The organism is Sphingomonas bacterium, assembly GCF_028292945.1.
GTDB lineage: Bacteria > Pseudomonadota > Alphaproteobacteria > Sphingomonadales > Sphingomonadaceae > Sphingomonas.
In genome coordinates this window covers 1-16,599 of the sequence record NZ_JAQGLJ010000044.1, presented here as the reverse complement: position 1 = coordinate 16,599, position 16,599 = coordinate 1, and the positions used below count along the sequence as shown (strand labels likewise).

General features: G+C 68.7%; 17 protein-coding genes and 1 tRNA gene. 8 read left to right on the top strand and 10 right to left on the bottom strand.

All coding sequences use genetic code 11. The annotated features are described in order from the left end of the window. Positions 1 to 57: 57 nt before the first annotated feature. Together JWN21_RS05480 and JWN21_RS05475 are read left to right on the top strand one after the other, a co-directional pair. Positions 58 to 690, top strand: coding sequence for a squalene/phytoene synthase family protein (locus tag JWN21_RS05480; RefSeq protein WP_299647064.1), 633 nt, complete (start codon positions 58 to 60; stop codon positions 688 to 690). A 185-nt stretch (positions 691 to 875) separates the two neighbouring features. Then, a complete protein-coding gene (locus tag JWN21_RS05475; RefSeq protein ID WP_299647062.1) occupies positions 876 to 1,355 on the top strand; it encodes an EF-hand domain-containing protein in 480 nt (159 codons plus the stop codon). Here JWN21_RS05475 and trmFO read toward each other — a convergent pair. Together trmFO and JWN21_RS05465 are read right to left on the bottom strand one after the other, a co-directional pair. Next, positions 1,285 to 2,685: a methylenetetrahydrofolate--tRNA-(uracil(54)-C(5))-methyltransferase (FADH(2)-oxidizing) TrmFO gene (trmFO, locus tag JWN21_RS05470; RefSeq protein ID WP_299647060.1), complete on the bottom strand. Its 1,401-nt coding sequence runs from the start codon at positions 2,683 to 2,685 to the stop codon at positions 1,285 to 1,287. The genes JWN21_RS05475 and trmFO overlap by 71 nt on opposite strands. Before the next feature lie 124 nt (positions 2,686 to 2,809). After that, positions 2,810 to 2,968, bottom strand: coding sequence for a hypothetical protein (locus JWN21_RS05465; RefSeq protein ID WP_367182915.1), 159 nt, complete (start codon positions 2,966 to 2,968; stop codon positions 2,810 to 2,812). A gap of 76 nt (positions 2,969 to 3,044) precedes the next feature. Here JWN21_RS05465 and JWN21_RS05460 point away from each other — a divergent pair, with 76 nt between their 5' ends. Continuing rightward, positions 3,045 to 3,476, top strand: coding sequence for a DUF488 family protein (locus JWN21_RS05460; RefSeq protein WP_299647058.1), 432 nt, complete (start codon positions 3,045 to 3,047; stop codon positions 3,474 to 3,476). Here the strand turns inward: JWN21_RS05460 and JWN21_RS05455 are convergent. From JWN21_RS05455 to JWN21_RS05445, 3 genes are all read right to left on the bottom strand, one after another. Then, positions 3,473 to 3,820: a DUF952 domain-containing protein gene (locus tag JWN21_RS05455; protein WP_299647056.1), complete on the bottom strand. Its 348-nt coding sequence runs from the start codon at positions 3,818 to 3,820 to the stop codon at positions 3,473 to 3,475. The two genes, JWN21_RS05460 and JWN21_RS05455, sit on opposite strands and share 4 nt — an antisense overlap. Then, positions 3,817 to 6,654 carry a DNA gyrase subunit A gene (gene gyrA / locus JWN21_RS05450; protein WP_299647054.1) on the bottom strand — a complete coding sequence of 946 codons (2,838 nt, stop codon included), beginning with the start codon at positions 6,652 to 6,654 and terminating at the stop codon, positions 3,817 to 3,819. The genes JWN21_RS05455 and gyrA overlap by 4 nt, the downstream gene beginning before the upstream one ends. A 90-nt stretch (positions 6,655 to 6,744) precedes the next feature. Further along, positions 6,745 to 7,329: a hypothetical protein gene (locus JWN21_RS05445; RefSeq protein WP_299647052.1), complete on the bottom strand. Its 585-nt coding sequence runs from the start codon at positions 7,327 to 7,329 to the stop codon at positions 6,745 to 6,747. Between the two features lie 74 nt (positions 7,330 to 7,403). Between JWN21_RS05445 and JWN21_RS05440 the strand changes: the two genes are divergently transcribed. Continuing rightward, positions 7,404 to 7,694 carry a hypothetical protein gene (locus JWN21_RS05440; RefSeq protein WP_299647050.1) on the top strand — a complete coding sequence of 97 codons (291 nt, stop codon included), beginning with the start codon at positions 7,404 to 7,406 and terminating at the stop codon, positions 7,692 to 7,694. On the opposite strand, the gene JWN21_RS05435 is transcribed toward JWN21_RS05440, so the two are convergent. Further along, the gene (locus JWN21_RS05435; RefSeq protein WP_299647048.1) at positions 7,671 to 8,618 is read right to left on the bottom strand and encodes a hypothetical protein; all 948 of its coding nucleotides are present in this window, start codon (positions 8,616 to 8,618) and stop codon (positions 7,671 to 7,673) included. The two genes, JWN21_RS05440 and JWN21_RS05435, sit on opposite strands and share 24 nt — an antisense overlap. Before the next feature lie 175 nt (positions 8,619 to 8,793). Then, positions 8,794 to 9,489 (bottom strand): SDR family NAD(P)-dependent oxidoreductase, encoded by a 696-nt coding sequence (locus JWN21_RS05430; protein ID WP_299647046.1) that lies wholly within the window; start codon positions 9,487 to 9,489, stop codon positions 8,794 to 8,796. 58 nt (positions 9,490 to 9,547) lie between these two features. On the opposite strand from JWN21_RS05430, the gene JWN21_RS05425 reads away from it, so the two are divergent. Continuing rightward, positions 9,548 to 10,714 (top strand): YihY/virulence factor BrkB family protein, encoded by a 1,167-nt coding sequence (locus JWN21_RS05425; RefSeq protein ID WP_299647044.1) that lies wholly within the window; start codon positions 9,548 to 9,550, stop codon positions 10,712 to 10,714. A 154-nt stretch (positions 10,715 to 10,868) separates the two neighbouring features. On the opposite strand, the gene JWN21_RS05420 is transcribed toward JWN21_RS05425, so the two are convergent. Both JWN21_RS05420 and JWN21_RS05415 read right to left on the bottom strand, forming a co-directional pair. Further along, positions 10,869 to 10,945: transfer RNA gene (locus JWN21_RS05420), tRNA-Pro, on the bottom strand. A 57-nt stretch (positions 10,946 to 11,002) separates the two neighbouring features. After that, the gene (locus tag JWN21_RS05415) at positions 11,003 to 12,298 is read right to left on the bottom strand and encodes an FAD-dependent oxidoreductase (RefSeq protein WP_299647042.1); all 1,296 of its coding nucleotides are present in this window, start codon (positions 12,296 to 12,298) and stop codon (positions 11,003 to 11,005) included. A gap of 234 nt (positions 12,299 to 12,532) precedes the next feature. Between JWN21_RS05415 and pnuC the strand changes: the two genes are divergently transcribed. Together pnuC and JWN21_RS05400 are read left to right on the top strand one after the other, a co-directional pair. Then, on the top strand, positions 12,533 to 13,108 hold the full coding sequence (gene pnuC, locus JWN21_RS05405; protein ID WP_299647038.1) for a nicotinamide riboside transporter PnuC: 576 nt from the start codon (positions 12,533 to 12,535) through the stop codon (positions 13,106 to 13,108). Beyond that, positions 13,105 to 13,629 carry an ATP-binding protein gene (locus JWN21_RS05400; RefSeq protein WP_299647036.1) on the top strand — a complete coding sequence of 175 codons (525 nt, stop codon included), beginning with the start codon at positions 13,105 to 13,107 and terminating at the stop codon, positions 13,627 to 13,629. The genes pnuC and JWN21_RS05400 overlap by 4 nt, the downstream gene beginning before the upstream one ends. Here the strand turns inward: JWN21_RS05400 and JWN21_RS05395 are convergent. Next, positions 13,626 to 13,967 (bottom strand): hypothetical protein, encoded by a 342-nt coding sequence (locus JWN21_RS05395; protein ID WP_299647034.1) that lies wholly within the window; start codon positions 13,965 to 13,967, stop codon positions 13,626 to 13,628. The two genes, JWN21_RS05400 and JWN21_RS05395, sit on opposite strands and share 4 nt — an antisense overlap. Before the next feature lie 267 nt (positions 13,968 to 14,234). Here JWN21_RS05395 and lepA point away from each other — a divergent pair, with 267 nt between their 5' ends. Further along, on the top strand, positions 14,235 to 16,037 hold the full coding sequence (lepA, locus tag JWN21_RS05390; protein ID WP_299647032.1) for a translation elongation factor 4: 1,803 nt from the start codon (positions 14,235 to 14,237) through the stop codon (positions 16,035 to 16,037). Positions 16,038 to 16,599: the final 562 nt, after the last annotated feature.

The following is a 16,599-nucleotide window of genomic DNA, read 5'->3' as shown; positions in this document are numbered from 1 at the left end:
CCATGCGCGTCGACGCGATAAGCGGGGGTAGCGGAATGAGGTTAACGCGGCGGTAAAATGGATCCTGAGCGCGCCCTTGCGTTGAGCTATGCGCCCGCCCATGCCCGCGACGGGCTGGCGGCGCTGTTCGCACTCGACGACCGGCTGCGCGACATCGTGCGCGCGGCGCGTGATCCGACGATCGGGCTGATGCGGCTGACCTGGTGGGGAGACGCCCTGATCCGGCTGGATACCGCGCCGTGCCCTGCCGAGCCGGTGTTGACGTCAGTCGCGTCCCTCGTGCTGCCCGCCGGGGTGGGCGGGGTGGACCTGGAGGTTGTCGTCGACGCCTGGGCGCGGTTGCTGGAGCCTGAAGAGGTGGACTTGGAGGCGTTCGCGAAGGAGCGGGGCCGGACCCTGTTCCTTGCCGCGGCGCGGGTGCTTGGCGGTCCGGTGGATGAGCGGATCGGGCAGGCGGGGGAGGGCTGGGCGCTTGCCACGCTCGCGCAGGAACGCCCGGCTTTGCTGGACGCGGCTCGCCCGTTGGCGAGCGAGCGGTTCGCTGCCGCGTTTCGACAGCCTTGGTCGCGCGAGTCGCGGGCGCTGGGTGCGCTGGCTTTGTTGGCGCGCTTCGATGTGGCGGGAATGACACGGCCGGGCAGCCCGCGCCGGGTCGGGCGGCTGCTGATGCATCGGCTCACGGGATGGTAGTCGGTTGCGTCGCGCGTTCGGGGCGTTGGCCTTTGCTCCCAGGTAGCTAAGCCAGCCCCTTCCCTGCCGAAGCCGGGACCCAGTCAGCCGCGCCGCGAACTGGCCCCGGCTTCCGCCGGCGAAGGGCTTGGTCTGGGCTGAATCAAGTTCTAGCCTTGCAGCGCGGCAACGGGGGAAAGCGGACGATGTGGCGGTATCTGGTGGGTGCGGGCGCGGCGCTGGCGCTGGCTGGCGCGGGCATGATGGCGTTCGGGGGGCAGACGACGCAGCGAGCGCTGCTGCCGCCCGCGCCCGCCGCCGCGCCGGTGGGAGAGCAGGACGTGGACGTGCAGACGCTGCCCGACCGCGTACCCGCAGCCTCCGCCAAGACGCGCGAAGAGCGGCGGTTCGGGCGGTACGACAAGGATCGCGACGGCGCGATCACGCGCGACGAGTATCTCGCGCAACGGCGCAAGGCCTATGCCAAGCTGGACACCAACGGCGACGGCCGGCTGTCGTTCGACGAATGGGCGATCAAGGCGACCACCAAGTTCGGCGGCGCGGATCGCGACAAGTCCGGCGCGATGAGCGCGACCGAGTTCGCAACCACTGCCGTCAAGCGTAAGCCGCGGGCTCGGGTGAATTGTCCGCCGGTCCAGGCTGCTCCGGCGGAGGAGGAGGGCTAAGCCATCCCGCCAACGCCGCACGGGCGCGATCGGTGTACAGGCGCTTGCGGTCGGCCTTTTTCCTGCGGCCGCCTTTTCCGGACTCGGTGATCGGCGGGAACAGCCCGAAATTGACGTTCATCGGCTGATAGGTGTCGGCCACCGCCGCGCCGGTGATGTGGTTGAGCAGCGCGCCCAGCGCGGTCTCCGGCGGCGGCGGCGCGAGGTCGCGCCCGGCCAGCTCCGCCGCCGCGAATCGCCCGGCGAGCAGGCCGATCGCGGCGCTCTCGACGTAACCCTCGCAGCCGGTGATCTGGCCGGCGAAGCGGATGTTGGGGCGGGAGCGCAGCCGCAGCGTCGGGTCGAGCAGCTCGGGCGAGCGGATGAACGTGTTGCGGTGCAGCCCACCAAGCCGCGCGAACTCGGCGTTCTGCAGGCCGGGGATGGTGCGGAACAGCCGGACCTGCTCGGCGTGCTTGAGCTTGGTCTGGAAACCGACGATGTTCCACAGCGTGCCCTGCGCGTTGTCCTGGCGCAGCTGGACGACGGCGTGGGGCCAGCGGCCGGTCTTGGGATCGTCGAGCCCGACCGGCTTCATCGGGCCGAAGCGCAGCGTGTCGAGGCCGCGCGACGCCATGACCTCGATCGGCATGCAGCCCTCGAAATAGGGAACGTTCTCCCATTCGCGGAACTCGGTCTTCTCGCCGTCGAGCAGGCCCTGGTGGAAGGTGGCGTATTGCTCCTTTGTCATCGGGCAGTTGATGTAATCCTTGCCGCCCCCCTCAGCGGTGCCCTTGTCCCAGCGCGCCGCCATCCACGCGATGTCCATGTCGATGGACTCGTGGTGGACGATGGGGGCGATGGCGTCGAAGAAGGCGAGCTGGTCGCGTCCGGTGGCGGCGCCGATCGCCTCGGCGAGACCGGGGGCGGTGAGTGGGCCGGTGGCGATGATCGTCGGGCCGTCCGGCAGCGCATCCACGCGCTCGCGGACGATCTCGACGTTCGGGTGCGCGGCGAGCGCCGCGGTGACGGCGGCGGCGAAGCCTTCGCGGTCGACGGCGAGTGCGGAACCGGCCGGAACGCGGTGCCGGTCGCCTTCGCGCAGAATCAGCGAGCCGAGCGTGCGCATCTCCTGATGGATCAGCCCCACCGCATTGCTGTCCGCGTCGTCGGAGCGGAAGGAGTTGGAGCAGACCAGCTCCGCGAGGCTGTCGGTGTGGTGCGCGGGCGTGCTCTCGCCGGAGCCGCGCATCTCAGACAGGCGGACGCGGTGACCGGCCTCGGCGAGCTGCCAGGCGGCCTCGGAGCCGGCCAGGCCACCGCCGATGATGTGGATGTCGTGCATGGGCATGGCCGGGCTATAGACGGGGAGCAGGGCGGCGTCATGCGGAAGGCGGCGTGTCGTCGCACGGGCGGACCGCAGCCGCGACGAGCGTGTCACGCCGGCAGCGCCTTCTGCTCAGCCAGCCAGCCGTTCACCTTGTGTCGGTGATCTGCTCGGCGTGCATCGGCCGCTCGGACAGGTAGAGCCGCGCATGGATCTGCGCGACCGAGCGATTGACGCCCCATTGCGTGCCCATCTCCCCCCGATGGAGAATGAAGGCCTTGGCGTCGGGACGATCGTACAGCGTCATCGACTCACCTTGTTCTGTAAGGACAGAAACCACGAAACTCGCTGACGATCATGTCCGCCTGCGGTAGAAGGTCGGAGTGCGGATATTCACGATCGGCTATGAGGCGGCGACGGTGGCCGAGGTAATTGCAGCGCTGCGGGCTGCCGGTGTGCGGCGGGTGATCGACGTCCGCGCGCTGCCGCTGTCGCGGCGACCGGGCTTTTCGAAGACCTCGCTCGCCGCGGGGCTGGCGGAGGTCGGCATCGGCTATCGGCACCTGAAGGCGCTCGGCACGCCCAAGGCGGGTCGCGATGCGGCGAAGAAGGGCGATGTCGCGACGCTACGGGCTGTTTACGCCGACCAGCTGGAGCTGCCGGAGGCGCAGGCGCAGGCGGCGATCATGATGGAGCTGGTGGCGGAACAGCCCAGCGCGCTGCTCTGCTTCGAGCGCGATCCTTGTCACTGCCACCGGACGCTGTTGCTGGCGGCGGTGGGCGAGGGGGCGGAGATCGTCGACCTTTACGCCTAGCCGGCGACCGGGAGCCTGACCGCGCCATCGTCATCGCGTGCGAGCGGCGAGTAGGCGACGATGGCGTCGAGCGGCAAGTCGCCATACAGGTGGGGGAAGTCATCGCCGCCACGTGCCCGCTCCCAGCGGATCGCTTCACCCAACGCGTCGAGATCGACCTCCGCGACGTGCAGGTCGGTCTGGCCGGCATAGTGTTTGTCGACCGTGGCGGTGAGCTGCGCCGCGGTCGAGAGGTGGACATAGCCGTCGCGCAGGTCCGCGGCCGAGCCGGCGAAGCGACCGTCGCGCTCCAGCGTTGCCAGCTCGGCGGCGGTCAGCACCTTGAAGGCGATCACGTCCCTCATTCGCCGTCATCCTCTTCCTCGACACGTTCGTCCATCGTCTGCGGGCCGGTGCCGTCGTCCAGCGTCAGTGCATCGTCGGCAGGGAGCGCGTCGCCGTCCGGCAGTTCGGCGGCGATCAGCGCCTCCGCGTCGTTGGCGGGCGCCTCGTCCTCCTCGTCGATGCGTGCGGCCGAGACGACGTGTTCGTTGTCGGCGACATTGAACAGCCGCACGCCCGCCGAGCCGCGCCCGATCACGCGCGTGTCGCCGACGGATTGGCGGATCAGCTTGGCCTGGTCGGTGACGAGCATCAGCTGTTCGCCGGCATGCGCGGGGAAGCTCGCGACGACCGGGCCGTTGCGCTCCAGATTGCCGATGTTGGTGATGCCCTGCCCACCGCGACCGATGCGGCGGTACTCGTACGCCGACGAGCGCTTGCCGTAACCGTTGGCGCAGATCGTCAGGATGAACTCCTCCGCGGCGCGGAACTGCTCGAACCGCTCGTCGGACATCTGGCGGGGCGGGGGCGGCGGGGCGTCGGCATTGCGCTCGCGCCAGGGGGCGTGGCGCAGATAATCCTCGCGCTCGTCGGGCGTGGCATGGAAGGTCCTGAGCACGGACAGTGAGATCACCTCGTCGTCCGGCCGCAGCCGCGCGCCGCGCATGCCCGTCGATGTTCGGCTCTTCACTTCGCGCACGTCTGTCGCGTTGAAGCGGATGGCGCGACCCTGCCGCGTCGCGAGCAGGACGTCGTCGGTCTCGGTCAGCAAGGACACGCCGATCAGCCGGTCGTCCGGCTCGCCATTACCGTCCTCGTCGGCGAAGCGCATCGCGATCTTGCCAGCGCGCGGGATGTTGGCGAACGCGTCCATCGAGTTGCGCCGAACGGTGCCGTTGGCGGTGGCGAACATGACGTGGAGCTCGCTCCACTTCGTCACGTCCTCGGGCAGTGGCAGGACCGTCGAGATCGTCTCCCCCGCTTCGAGCGGCAGCAGATTGACCATCGGCCGTCCGCGCGTCGCCGGCCCGCCCTCGGGCAGGCGCCAGACCTTGAGGCGATAGACCTTGCCGGCGGTAGAGAAGAACAGGACGGGCGTGTGGGTCGAGGTGACGAACAGCGAGGTGATCGCATCCTCGTCCTTGGTGGCCATCCCGGCGCGACCCTTGCCGCCGCGCTTCTGCGCGCGGAACGCCTCCAAGGGCGTGCGCTTGATATAGCCCTCGACGGTGACGGTGACGACCATCTCCTCGCGCTCGATCAGGTCCTCGTCCTCGATACCGTCCGCGGCGGCGACGATCTGCGTGCGGCGCGGGGTGGCGAACTCCGCCTTCACCGCCTCCAGCTCCTCGCGCAGCACCTCGTAGAGGCGCCCGCGATCGGCGAGGATGTGGAGCAGCGCCGCGATCGAACCGGCGAGCACCTTCAATTCGTCGCCGATCTCTTCGCGACCCAACGCGGTCAGCCGATTGAGGCGCAGCTCCAGGATCGCCTTCACCTGCAGCTCTGACAGGCGATAGACTTCCGCCTCCGCCTGCGGCTCGATCGCCTCGACCAGCATGATGTAGGGGCGGATCTCGGCGATCGGCCATTCGCGCGCGAGCAGCTTGTCGCGCGCCTCTGCGGGCGAGGCGGAGCCGCGGATGATGCGGACGACCTCGTCCATGTTGGTGACCGCGATCACCAGTCCGAGCAGGATGTGGGCGCGCTCGCGTGCACGGGCCAGCTCGAACTTGGAGCGGCGGGTGATGACCTCCTCGCGGAACTTGATAAACGCGGTCAGGATGTCGCGCAGGTTGAGCAGCTCGGGCCGCCCGCCGCGGATGGCGAGCATGTTGCACGGGAACGACCCCTGCGCGGGCGTGTGCCGCCATAGCTGGTTCAGCACCACCTCCGGCGTCGCGTCGCGCTTCAGGTCGATGACGATGCGCACGCCCTCGCGATTGGACAGGTCGCGGACGTCGGTGATCCCTTCGACGCGCTTGTCCTTGGCGGCTTCCGCGATCTTCTCGACCAGCGCGTTCTTGCCCTGCTGGAAGGGGATTTCGGTGAGGATTATCGAACGTTTGTCGCCGCGCCCTTCCTCGATCTCGTAGCGCGAGCGGACGATGACCGAGCCGCGCCCGGTCTCGTAGGCGGAGCGCGTGCCCATGCGGCCCAGGATGATGGCGCCCGACGGGAAATCCGGGCCGGGAACGATTTCGAGCAGTTCCTCGGTCGTGATCGCGCCATTGTCGATGATCGCCAGGCAGGCGTCGATCACCTCGCCCAGGTTGTGCGGCGGGATGTTCGTCGCCATGCCGACCGCGATGCCGCCCGCCCCGTTGACGAGCAGGTTGGGAAAGCGCGCTGGCAGCACCGACGGCTCACGTTCGGAGCCGTCGTAGTTGGGCTGGAAGTCGACCGTGTCCTTGTCGAGGTCGCCGAGCAGGCTGTTCGCGACCTTTGCCAGCCGTGCTTCGGTATAACGCATCGCGGCGGGGGGATCGGGGTCCATCGAGCCGAAATTGCCCTGACCGTCGATCAGCGGCACGCGCATCGACCAGTCCTGCGCCATGCGGGCGAGCGCGTCGTAGATCGAGCTGTCGCCGTGCGGATGGTATTTACCCATCACGTCACCGACCAGGCGCGCGGACTTGCGGTACGGACGGCCGGCGACGAAGCCGCTCTCCTGTGCGGAGTAGAGGATGCGACGGTGAACCGGCTTCAGTCCGTCGCGCACGTCGGGCAGTGCGCGCGCGACGATGACGGACATCGCGTAATCGAGGTAGCTCGATCGCATCTCGTCGACGATCGAGATCGTCGGGCTTTCCGCAGGAATATCGGCGGGTTCGGCGAGGATGGTCTCGTCGGCCAAGGCAGGTCTTTCGGACAGGGAATAGGTGCCGAACTTCTAGCCCGGATGGCTCGCTATGTCACGCGAACGCGATGCGCTCGCCCGAGCGGATCAGAACGGATCGCGCCCTGTTTCGGCTTCGATGCGGCACCACGAACATTGGCCAGCGGCGGGGTGAAAGCGATGTAAGGGCCGGCGCCGGCACGCAATGAGCTCGCGCTCGAATCGATCCAGACTGTCCACCCATTCGGTGGGTCGCGGCCGCAGTCCGACCCGACCCACGGGAGCAAAGGCACTCTCGAACTGAGCCGCCAGAATGGGCGACAGGTCGGCCAGCGTCAGCGTGCCCGGCGGCGGTCGTACGCCGGTGTCGCGTTTCAGACTGAAGGCGAAGCAATGCTGCTCCATCGCTGGCCGAAGCTCGAGATCACCCTTCGGTCCAATCCCGCCGAACGGAGAACGCCCCAGGAACAGCAGGTGGAAGATCAGCACCGCCAACCCGAACGCATCATGGTTGCGCGTCCGTTCGCGCTTGCCGAGCTGATCGAGTGCGAACTCGGGCGCGGTAAAATCGTCCTTGCCGACTGCGCACAAAAATCGGCGGCCGGAGGCTTCCACTTCGAAGGAGTCCGCGTCGATCATGGCGACCGTAGCTTGATCGGACACGAGCAGGCCGGACTCGTTGAGATCACCCACGACGCAGTTGGCGTAATGCACCGTGGCGACGGCACGCGCCGCCGATCATCGAGGTCGTCGGTCATACGGACGAGGTGCCGCTTGGCTCGGGCCGGAGCAATCTCGATCGCACGCTGATCCCGTGGTTGCGCGGCGGGGCGGTCGAGCCGACAGTCGGCGACAACGTTGGCCTGGGCATGGCCCGCGCCGTCGCCGTGGCGCGCGCGTTGAGAAAGGCCGGTGTTGGCGAAGCCTATGTGATCATACCAATGTCGGCCGGGCCGCTGGTGCGGCCTGGCGATCGGGTCACCGACGGCGCGCGCGCGGCCGACGAGCAGAACCGCCGCCGCATCGAGCTGCGGCTACGGCGTCCCAGTACGCAATAGCCGCTCGCGGCGGTCGAGCGCGCGATCGATGACAGCGCAGCGACGTCGACGCTCGGCACGCACGGCGTCATCCAGCTCGGGGCGCTCCGGGTGGTGCTGCCAGCGCAGCGCGCGCCACTCCCGAAGCGCCTCGGGCCAGGCGGTGGCCGCATCCAGCGCGGCGGTGTCTACCGGCGTGACCGGCCCGGATCCGGCCGTGCCGCTCGCGCGCGCCGCCAGTGCTTCGAGGTCCATGTTGGCGGCCTGCATGGTGATCAGCGCGGTCTTGCCATCCCGCCCGTCGGTCAACGACGCGAGCGCGGTCACCTCGGCGGCCTCGAACGCCGCGATCGCCGCGCATACCTGATCGCCCTCGGTCCTGGAGGTCCAGGCATCGGGCCAGTGAGCGAGCAGTGCGGCGCGATGATCCTTGTGGTCGCCGAGCGCGGATGCGAGGTCATCGGCGAGATGGGCCTGCTCGGGTCGCGACGCTGGGATCAGGTCGGCGGGCCAGTGCTCGTCCAGACGCGACCGCGTCACGCGACGCGCGGATGCCGCCGCCGCCGTGAACCTGGCCGGATCGCCGGACAGCAGATCGGCCAACCACGCCGACCGCTCGCCCGCCGCAGCGCGACGCAGGCCCGGTTCCGCCCGCAACAGGTCGTCGAGCCGGCTCGGCTCGCGGTCCGTGCCGGTGACCCGCAGGAAGGACTCCACGCCACGCCCGACATCGTCGCTGGCGATGAAGGACCATAGGAGCAGGGGAGGTGGGCCCAGCCCGGCTCGGTCGAACAGATGGAACACGGCATTGCGCCGCAGCGCCGTGCGACGGTCCGTCACCGGTTCGGGATCGAGCATCACCGCAGGTGACACGCCGACGCTGGCAGCCGGGAGTAATGGCGCCAGCGGGGGCAGCGTCACCGGCGCGCCCCTGATCGTCCCCATGCCGGCCGAGTGGGGGGGACCAGGGGTGAAGGAGGGCGCAACCGGGGCCGGCTGGGCAGGAACCGCCTTGCCGCGCCAGATCCACCCGCCGGCGCGGCGCACGGCAGACCAGATCGTGCGCAGCCTCACCGGCCTGTCCGAACCGGTAACCGGCGGCATGCCGGTAGCATGGACTTCATGGCGCGATCTCCGCCCCGTCCCAGGACCATAGCTTGCCGCTATCGGCCGGACGCAGGCCGTCGAGCACGTCGAGCAGCTGCACGGCGGCGCGGTCCGGCGCGAACAGCTGGTCGGTGGCGACGGCGGACTGGAACGGCCGCGACAATGCGGTGTCGACGGTGCCGGGGTGCAGGCCGACGACGATCGAGCGGTCGTTGCGGCGGCGCTGTTCCACACTGAGCGTGCGAATGAACTGGTTCAGTGCGGCCTTGCTGGCGCGGTAGCCATACCAGCCACCCAGTCGATTGTCGCCGATGCTCGCCACGCGCGCCGACAGCGCCGCGAAGACGGTGCGGCCGGTGCGCGGCTGCGCGGGCAGGAAGTGCTTGGCGACCAGGGCCGGGCCGATCGCGTTGACCGCATATTGGCGCGCGAGCCAGATTGGATCGAGCCCGGCCATCGCCTTTTCCGGGCCAGCGTCGCCGTCGTGGAGGAGGCCGGTGGCGACGACCACCAGCGAAGGCGCGACGCCCAAGCCAGCAGCCGCTGCGGCGATGCTGGCTTCATTGGCGAGATCGATATGATCCGCCCCGCCGAAGGACCGCGCGAAGCCGCGCACCTGAACACCCTCTTCGGACAGCGCCGCGATCAGCGCGGCACCGATCCCGCCCGATGCGCCGATCACAACGGCCGATCCGATTTCATCTGCCATGATGCCGCTTAGCGGGGTGATCCGGGAGCGCAACGGCCGGCAGCGGCGTTGGGCCTTAATGACAGTCACCACCCCCGCCGGCTCGACCGCCAGCCCGACCACCACGCATGCCGCCAGTCCATGGGCCATGTCGCTGGCCGGGTGGAAGGAGGTCCTCATCCGCAGCTGGAAAGAGGCGGGCGATGACAATGTCGGACTGATCGCGGCCGGTGTCGCGTTTTACGCGTTCCTGGCCATGGTGCCGCTGCTGGGCGCGATCGTGCTCAGCTATGGCCTGGTCGCGGAGCCGGCGACGGTGATGAGCCATGTCCAGGAACTGACCACCGTGATGCCGGCGGACGCGGCCAAGCTGGTGGGGGAGCAGCTGCTAAATGTGGTCACTACCTCAGGGGACAAGAAGGGTTTCGGCTTGCTGCTGGCGCTCGGCGTCGCGCTGTTCGGTGCGCGGCAGGGGGCAGGCGCGATCATCACCGCGCTGAACATCGCTTACGAGGAAAAGGAGAAGCGCGGCTTCATCAAGCTGAACCTGCTGGCGCTCGCGATGACTGTCGTGGCGGTCGTCGTGGCGATCGTGGCGACAATCGCGATCGGTGCGATGGGGCATCTGGACACGCTGTTTCCGGCGCTGCCTGGCTGGGGCGAGGTGCTGGGCAAGATCGTGAGCTACGCCGCGCTCGGCGCCGCTGGCGCGGCGGGCGCTGCCTCGCTCTACCGTTGGGGGCCGTCGCGGGACTCGGCCAAATGGGTGTGGTTGACGCCGGGGTCGCTGCTCACGGCGGTGCTGTGGCTGCTGCTGACGATCGGGTTCGGGATCTATGTGTCGAAGTTCGGCAATTACAACGCGACCTATGGCTCGCTGGCGACCGTGGTGGTGCTGCTGACCTGGCTGTACCTGTCTGCTTATGTGCTGCTGTTCGGGGCCGAGCTGAACTCTGAACTGGAGCATCAGACTGCCGCCGACACGACGGTGGGCGCGGACAAGCCGCTGGGTGAGCGGGGGGCTTGGTCGGCGGATCATGTCGCGGGGGGGGCGGCGGCAGGCGAACCGGGGGCGTCGGTAGCTGGGGTTTCGCCCGTGCCTAGTCCTGTGCGACGGAGCCGGGCGTGGCTGGCGGGCGCGGGGGTGCTGGGTCTGTGGCTGGGGCGCAAGCTGGGCGTACGAAAGGGCAGGCGGATCGCGGCGCAGAAGGCGGCGAAGGTCGCGCGCCGCTCCAAGGTGGGATGACAGAAGGGGGCGTCGCGGCGAAGCCGCGCCGTGGCGTCGGACGCATTCGGGCATCGGACGGGTTCGGGCATCGGACGGGTTCGGCTTAGCCGACCCGCCGGCCGTGCCTGCCGGTCTCGCTCGCAGCTACGCTGCGGGCGTGCCGGCTACGCAATGGTCGGGGCGAGAGGATTCGAACCTCCGACCCCTGGACCCCGAGACCAGTGCGCTACCAGACTGCGCCACGCCCCGACACATTGCGGCACCGCGCCTAGCGAGGCGGTCCCGGTTGTTCAAGTCGGAAGTGGGTCAGCTCCGCGCCGCCAGCATGGCATCCACCGCGACGAACTTCTCGCGCGGTGATCCCGCGCGGGCGGCGGCGATCTCCGCCTGCTCGATCCTCTGCCAATCGCGAAAGGTGACGACGTCGACGCCACGGCTGGTCAACAGCTGATCGAGTCCGGCACGGCCGGTCTTCCCACTGTCGGCGAGCGTGTCCGCAGCGACGTGATCGGCGATCAGGAACCCGTCGGGGCGGTTGGTGCCGATCGTCCCGGTCGGTCCACGCCGCGCCCAGCCGACCGCATACAGCCCCGGCCCGATCCGCCCGTCGGTGTTGGCGAACCGGCCGAGCTTCGCGTCATAGGGCACCCCCTCGATGGGTGGCGTGCGATAACCGATACACGCGACGACCAGCCCGGCGGGAACGGCATAGGTCTCGCCCGTGCCCGACGCGCGGCCTTCGGCATCGATCCCGGTGCGCTCGACGATGACCCGCTCGACCCGACCATCACCTTCGATCGCGATCGGCATGGCGTAGAAGTCGAAGTCGAGCGTGATCGGCTTGGCCGCCGCGCCGGTCGCAAAGGATCGCAGGTGGGCGACCGACTTGCGCACGCCCGGCTCCAGCGTGGCGTCCGCTTCGATCGGCGGCAGGTCGGCGGGATCGACGCGCGGCGTCGCACGGGTCAGATGACCCAGCTCGCCGAGCTCCTTGGGCGTCATGGCGATCTGATGCGGGCCGCGCCGGGCGAGGATGGAGATATGATCCAGCGCCGCACCGCCGAGGTGATCGAGCGCGTGCCCGACGATGTCCGACCCGCCGAATTCGTCGCCCGTCTTCGCCAAGATGCGGGCGACATCGAGCGCGACGTTGCCCGCGCCGACGATCACCGCGCCAGGCCCATGCAAGGGGGGCTGCAGGCCCGAGAAGTCGGGGTGCCCGTTGTACCAACCGACGAATGCCGCCGAGCCGATCACGCCCGGCAGGTCGTCGCCGGGGATGCCGAGCGGCCGGTCGGCCGGCGCGCCGGTGGCGAGCACGACGGCATCGTAGAGGTCGAGCAACTCGGCGATCGTGACATGGATGCCGACCGTGACATTGCCGACGAAGCGCACGTTGTCGCCCAGCGCGGTGGCCTCGTAGCGGCGCGACACCGCCTTGATCGATTGGTGATCGGGCGCGACGCCGGTGCGGATCAGGCCATACGGAACGGGCATCCGATCGACGATGTCGACGCGGACCTGATCGCCGAACAGCTTCGCGCACCCTTCGGCGGTGTAATAGCCAGCGGGTCCCGACCCGATCACCGCGACATGACGCATCGAAGACCTCTCCGTTTCGCGCAAGCCTAGCGGACTGGCGAGGCGGGGCAAGCACCGCTAAGTCGGCGCGATGACGGGCGACGGCACCGGCTACGGCTTTGTTCTGGGCAAATTCATGCCGCCGCATGCCGGGCATCAGCTGCTTTGCGACATCTCTGCGGCGCGGCACCGGCGTCTGCTGCCCGAACCGGTGCGCGACTGGTACACCGGGCGCGGTGTCGTGGCGGGCGTGTCGTGAACGGATTGGAGGTGCTTGCCAGCCTGTTCGGGCTGATCAACGTGACGCTGGTCGTGCGCCGCAGCATCTGGAACTATCCGTTCGGCCTGGCGATGGTGACGCTCTACGCGGTCGTGTTCTACCGGGCCAAACTGTACAGCGACGCGTCGCTGCAGCTCTTCTTCTTCGCCATCCAGGTCTATGGCTGGGTCGCCTGGTCCCGGGTCCGCGCGGTGGCCGGGGAGGTGGTGATTGGCGAGATGTCGGCTCGGGCGCGGATCGGATGGGCGGCAGGGACGGGACTGGCCATCGCCGTCTGGGGCGGGCTGATGCACCGTTTCACCGACGCCGCGTTCCCGTGGTGGGATGCGGCCGTTGCCATCCTCAGCGTCGCCGCGCAGCTCCTGATGATCAAGCGACGTTTCGAAAGCTGGTGGGTCTGGATCCTCGTGGACGTGCTGTCGATCGGCCTTTATGCCGCCAATCGGTTGTGGCCGACGATGATCCTTTACATCCTGTTTCTGGTGCTGGCGATCTGGGGTTTGCGGCAATGGAGCAGGGCTCGTGACGTGACGAGCCAGGTTGCCGTATGAAGCTGCGAACCATCTGCCTGCACGGGCCGGAGAGCACGGGCAAGTCGACCATGGCGCCCCGGCTCGCGCGCCACTTCGACAGCCAGTGCATCGCCGAGTTCGGCCGTACCTATTGCGAGACGTTCGGGACCGACCTGACGATGGCGGACCTTCTGGTGATCGCCCAAGCGCACGACGCGAAGACGCAGGCGGCGGTCGCGCAACAACGGTTGCCGGTCATCCTCGACACCGACCCGCTGATGACGGCGGTATGGGCGGAGATGCTGTTCGGCCGGCGCGATCCGTGGTTCGATCGCTGGACCAACACCGCCGACCTGTACCTGCTGTTCGACATCGACCTGCCCTGGGAAGACGACGGAACACGCATGTTCGGCAGCGAGGACGCGCGATGGCGGTTCTTCGAGCTGTCGAAGCGCGAACTGATCCGGCGTGGCGTCCGCTGGGCGCTGGTGAGCGGCGAGGGGTCGCGCCGCTATCTCAATGCGCTCGCCGCGATCGAGGCGGCGCAGGCGATCCGCTAGCGCCGGCCGGTCACCAGTTTCCGGTGAGCCGTTGCAGGAAGATGTCCGGCGCTGACGATGCGGGTCCGACCACTGGGACGCTCGATCAGCCCGGGCGCGGCGTTGACGTTCTTCGACACCTTCGACCACGGCTTAAGCTGTGCGGTCTCGGCGGGGCCGTGCACCGTCAGCCCCTGCGCCTGCAGCCCGGCGACCCCGCGTGCATAGAGCCGGTCGGCGATCGCCTCCTGCTTGGCCGGCGGCGGCGGCGCGATGCGATGGGCGACCGAGACACAGTCCTGCCGCTTCTCCTCCTGCGTGCTGGGCCTGTAGACGATTTCTTGTGCCGCGCAGCGCATCGAGGTTGGGGACCTTTACCGCCGTCGCGGTCTCGGAGGCAGGATCGCCGCGGAACTCGACGCGGCGCGTGAGCTGCGCCGTCGCCGGGTGGGCGAGGACGAGCGTGATCGCGACAAGCGTGCCGTGCGTGATGAGCTTCATGGTGCGGTTCCGCCGTCGTTGCATAAGCCGACAGACCGGCGAAGCGCGCCCGCGATCACTTACAAGTGCCGCAAGGTGGTGCTGCGCTTTGGCTTGGGCGCAGGCGGTGCTAACGGCGCGCGGGTATGACCCACGCCACTCCGCTCGACCGCATCCGCAATTTCTCGATCATCGCGCACATCGACCATGGCAAGTCGACGCTGGCCGACCGGCTGATCCAGGCGACCGGCGGGCTGACGGATCGCGAGATGTCGGAGCAGGTGCTCGACAACATGGACATCGAGCGCGAGCGGGGGATCACGATCAAGGCGCAGACCGTCAGGCTCGATTACAAGGGCTATCAGCTCAACCTGATGGACACGCCCGGGCATGTCGACTTCGCCTACGAGGTCTCGCGCTCGCTCGCCGCGTGCGAGGGCGCGCTGCTGGTGGTGGACGCGGCGCAGGGGGTGGAGGCGCAGACGCTCGCCAACGTGTACCAGTCAATCGAGCACAACCACGAGATCGTGCCCGTCATCAACAAGATCGACCTGCCCGCCGCCGAGCCCGAAAAGGTGCGCGCCGAGATCGAGGACGTGATCGGCATCGATGCGTCCGAAGCGGTGCTCGCGTCGGCCAAGTCGGGGATCGGCATCACCGAGATCCTGGAAGCGATCGTCGCCAAGATCCCAGCCCCCAAGGGCGACGCGGCCGCGCCGCTGAAGGCGATGCTGGTCGACAGCTGGTACGACCCGTATCTGGGCGTCGTCATCCTGGTGCGCGTGATCGACGGGGTGATGCGCAAGGGGGCGCAAATCAAGTTCATGCAGGCGGGCACCGTCCATCTGGTCGACCGCGTGGGGTGCTTTCGCCCCAAGATCGAGCAGCTGACCGAGCTGGGGCCGGGCGAGATCGGCTTCATCACCGCGCAGATCAAGGACGTGGCGCAGGCGCGCGTCGGCGACACGCTGACCGATGCCAAGCGGCCCGCGCTGGTGGCCCTGCCGGGCTTCAAGGAGGTGCAGCCGGTGGTGTTCTGCGGGCTGTTCCCGGTTGACGCCAACGACTTCGAGCGGCTGCGCGAGAGTATTTCGCGGCTGCGGCTGAACGACGCCAGCTTCTCGTTCGAGATGGAGACAAGCGCCGCGTTGGGGTTCGGGTATCGCGCCGGGTTCCTGGGGCTGCTGCATCTGGAGATCATCCAGGAGCGGCTGACGCGCGAATACGACCTGGACCTGATCACCACCGCGCCCAGCGTGGTCTACCAGATCGAGCTGTCGCATGGGGCTGGGCATATCGAGCTGCACAACCCCGCCGACATGCCCGAGCCCAACAAGATCGACACGATCGCCGAGCCGTGGATCGAGGCGACGCTGTATGTGCCCGACGAGTATCTCGGCTCGATCCTGAAGCTGTGCCAGGACCGGCGCGGCATCCAGAAGAACCTGACCTATGTCGGCGGCCGCGCGCAGGTGACCTACGAGCTGCCGCTGAACGAGGTGGTGTTCGACTTCTACGATCGGCTGAAGTCGCTGTCGAAGGGCTATGCCAGCTTCGACTATCACCAGATCGGCTATCGCACCGGCGACCTGGTGAAGATGGGCATCCTGGTCAACGAGGAGCCGGTCGACGCGCTGTCGATGATCGTCCACCGCGGCACCGCGGAAGTGCGCGGGCGCGGCATGGTGGAGCGGCTGAAGGAGCTGATCCCGCGCCACCTGTTCAAGATCCCGATCCAGGCCGCGATCGGCGGCAAGGTGATCGCGCGCGAGACGATCAGCGCGATGCGCAAGGACGTGACCGCGAAATGCTATGGCGGCGACGCGACCCGCAAGCGCAAGCTGCTCGACAAGCAGAAGAAGGGCAAGCTGAAGATGCGCGAGTACGGGAGTGTGAGCATCCCGCAGGAGGCGTTCATCGCGGCGTTGCGGATGGGGGATGATGGTTAGCGCAGAGAGGCCAGGGAGCGGATTGCGTCAGCAATCCGGGAGCTAGCCGAGCGTCTCGGCGCGAGCACGGCCGGCGTGCGGGCGAGGCGGCGGGGTGGCGGCGCAGCTGGTAGGCGTTCTCGGGCGTCATGTTGACCTGCCGCGCGGCGCTGGTGACGGAGCCGGTGTCGGCGAGCGCCTCGATCAAGGCGAGCTGGCGTTCGGAGGTCGAGGGCACCCAGCAAAGTATTACTTTGCTGAGACCCGCCTGCCGTCGTGGCCCGCGGTGGCGCGTGGCACGGGGGCGAAGGGGGGCAGGGCGGAGCGCTGGCCGCGCGGGACCGGGGTGCGGTTGATCATGGCGCGGGGCGCTAACCGATACGATTCGTTGTCGGACAGCTCCATTTTCGCGGGCGTCGCGGTGGGCGGCTGGGTAGAAGCAGGGCCGTGGATCGTCTCGCCCTCCTGTCCCGCGCCTATTGCCTGTCGCCGCGGCTGCTCGCGCTGGCGGATGCGCTGGCGGCGACGGGCGCGTTGCCGCGCGCGGCGAAGCGGGCGGGGGTGTCGTACGCGGCGGCGCGCA

Bases quoted from the DNA above. Each gene is read 5' to 3' on its own strand.
- JWN21_RS05480 (WP_299647064.1), top strand. From the start codon at position 58: ATGGATCCTGAGCGCGCCCTTGCGTTGAGCTATGCGCCCGCCCATGCC.
- JWN21_RS05475 (WP_299647062.1), top strand. From the start codon at position 876: ATGTGGCGGTATCTGGTGGGTGCGGGCGCGGCGCTGGCGCTGGCTGGC.
- trmFO (WP_299647060.1), bottom strand. From the start codon at position 2,685: ATGCCCATGCACGACATCCACATCATCGGCGGTGGCCTGGCCGGCTCC.
- JWN21_RS05465 (WP_367182915.1), bottom strand. From the start codon at position 2,968: ATGACGCTGTACGATCGTCCCGACGCCAAGGCCTTCATTCTCCATCGG.
- JWN21_RS05455 (WP_299647056.1), bottom strand. From the start codon at position 3,820: ATGAGGGACGTGATCGCCTTCAAGGTGCTGACCGCCGCCGAGCTGGCA.
- JWN21_RS05435 (WP_299647048.1), bottom strand. From the start codon at position 8,618: ATGGGGACGATCAGGGGCGCGCCGGTGACGCTGCCCCCGCTGGCGCCA.
- JWN21_RS05430 (WP_299647046.1), bottom strand. From the start codon at position 9,489: ATGGCAGATGAAATCGGATCGGCCGTTGTGATCGGCGCATCGGGCGGG.
- JWN21_RS05425 (WP_299647044.1), top strand. From the start codon at position 9,548: ATGACAGTCACCACCCCCGCCGGCTCGACCGCCAGCCCGACCACCACG.
- JWN21_RS05415 (WP_299647042.1), bottom strand. From the start codon at position 12,298: ATGCGTCATGTCGCGGTGATCGGGTCGGGACCCGCTGGCTATTACACC.
- JWN21_RS05400 (WP_299647036.1), top strand. From the start codon at position 13,105: ATGAAGCTGCGAACCATCTGCCTGCACGGGCCGGAGAGCACGGGCAAG.
- JWN21_RS05395 (WP_299647034.1), bottom strand. From the start codon at position 13,967: ATGCGCTGCGCGGCACAAGAAATCGTCTACAGGCCCAGCACGCAGGAG.
- lepA (WP_299647032.1), top strand. From the start codon at position 14,235: ATGACCCACGCCACTCCGCTCGACCGCATCCGCAATTTCTCGATCATC.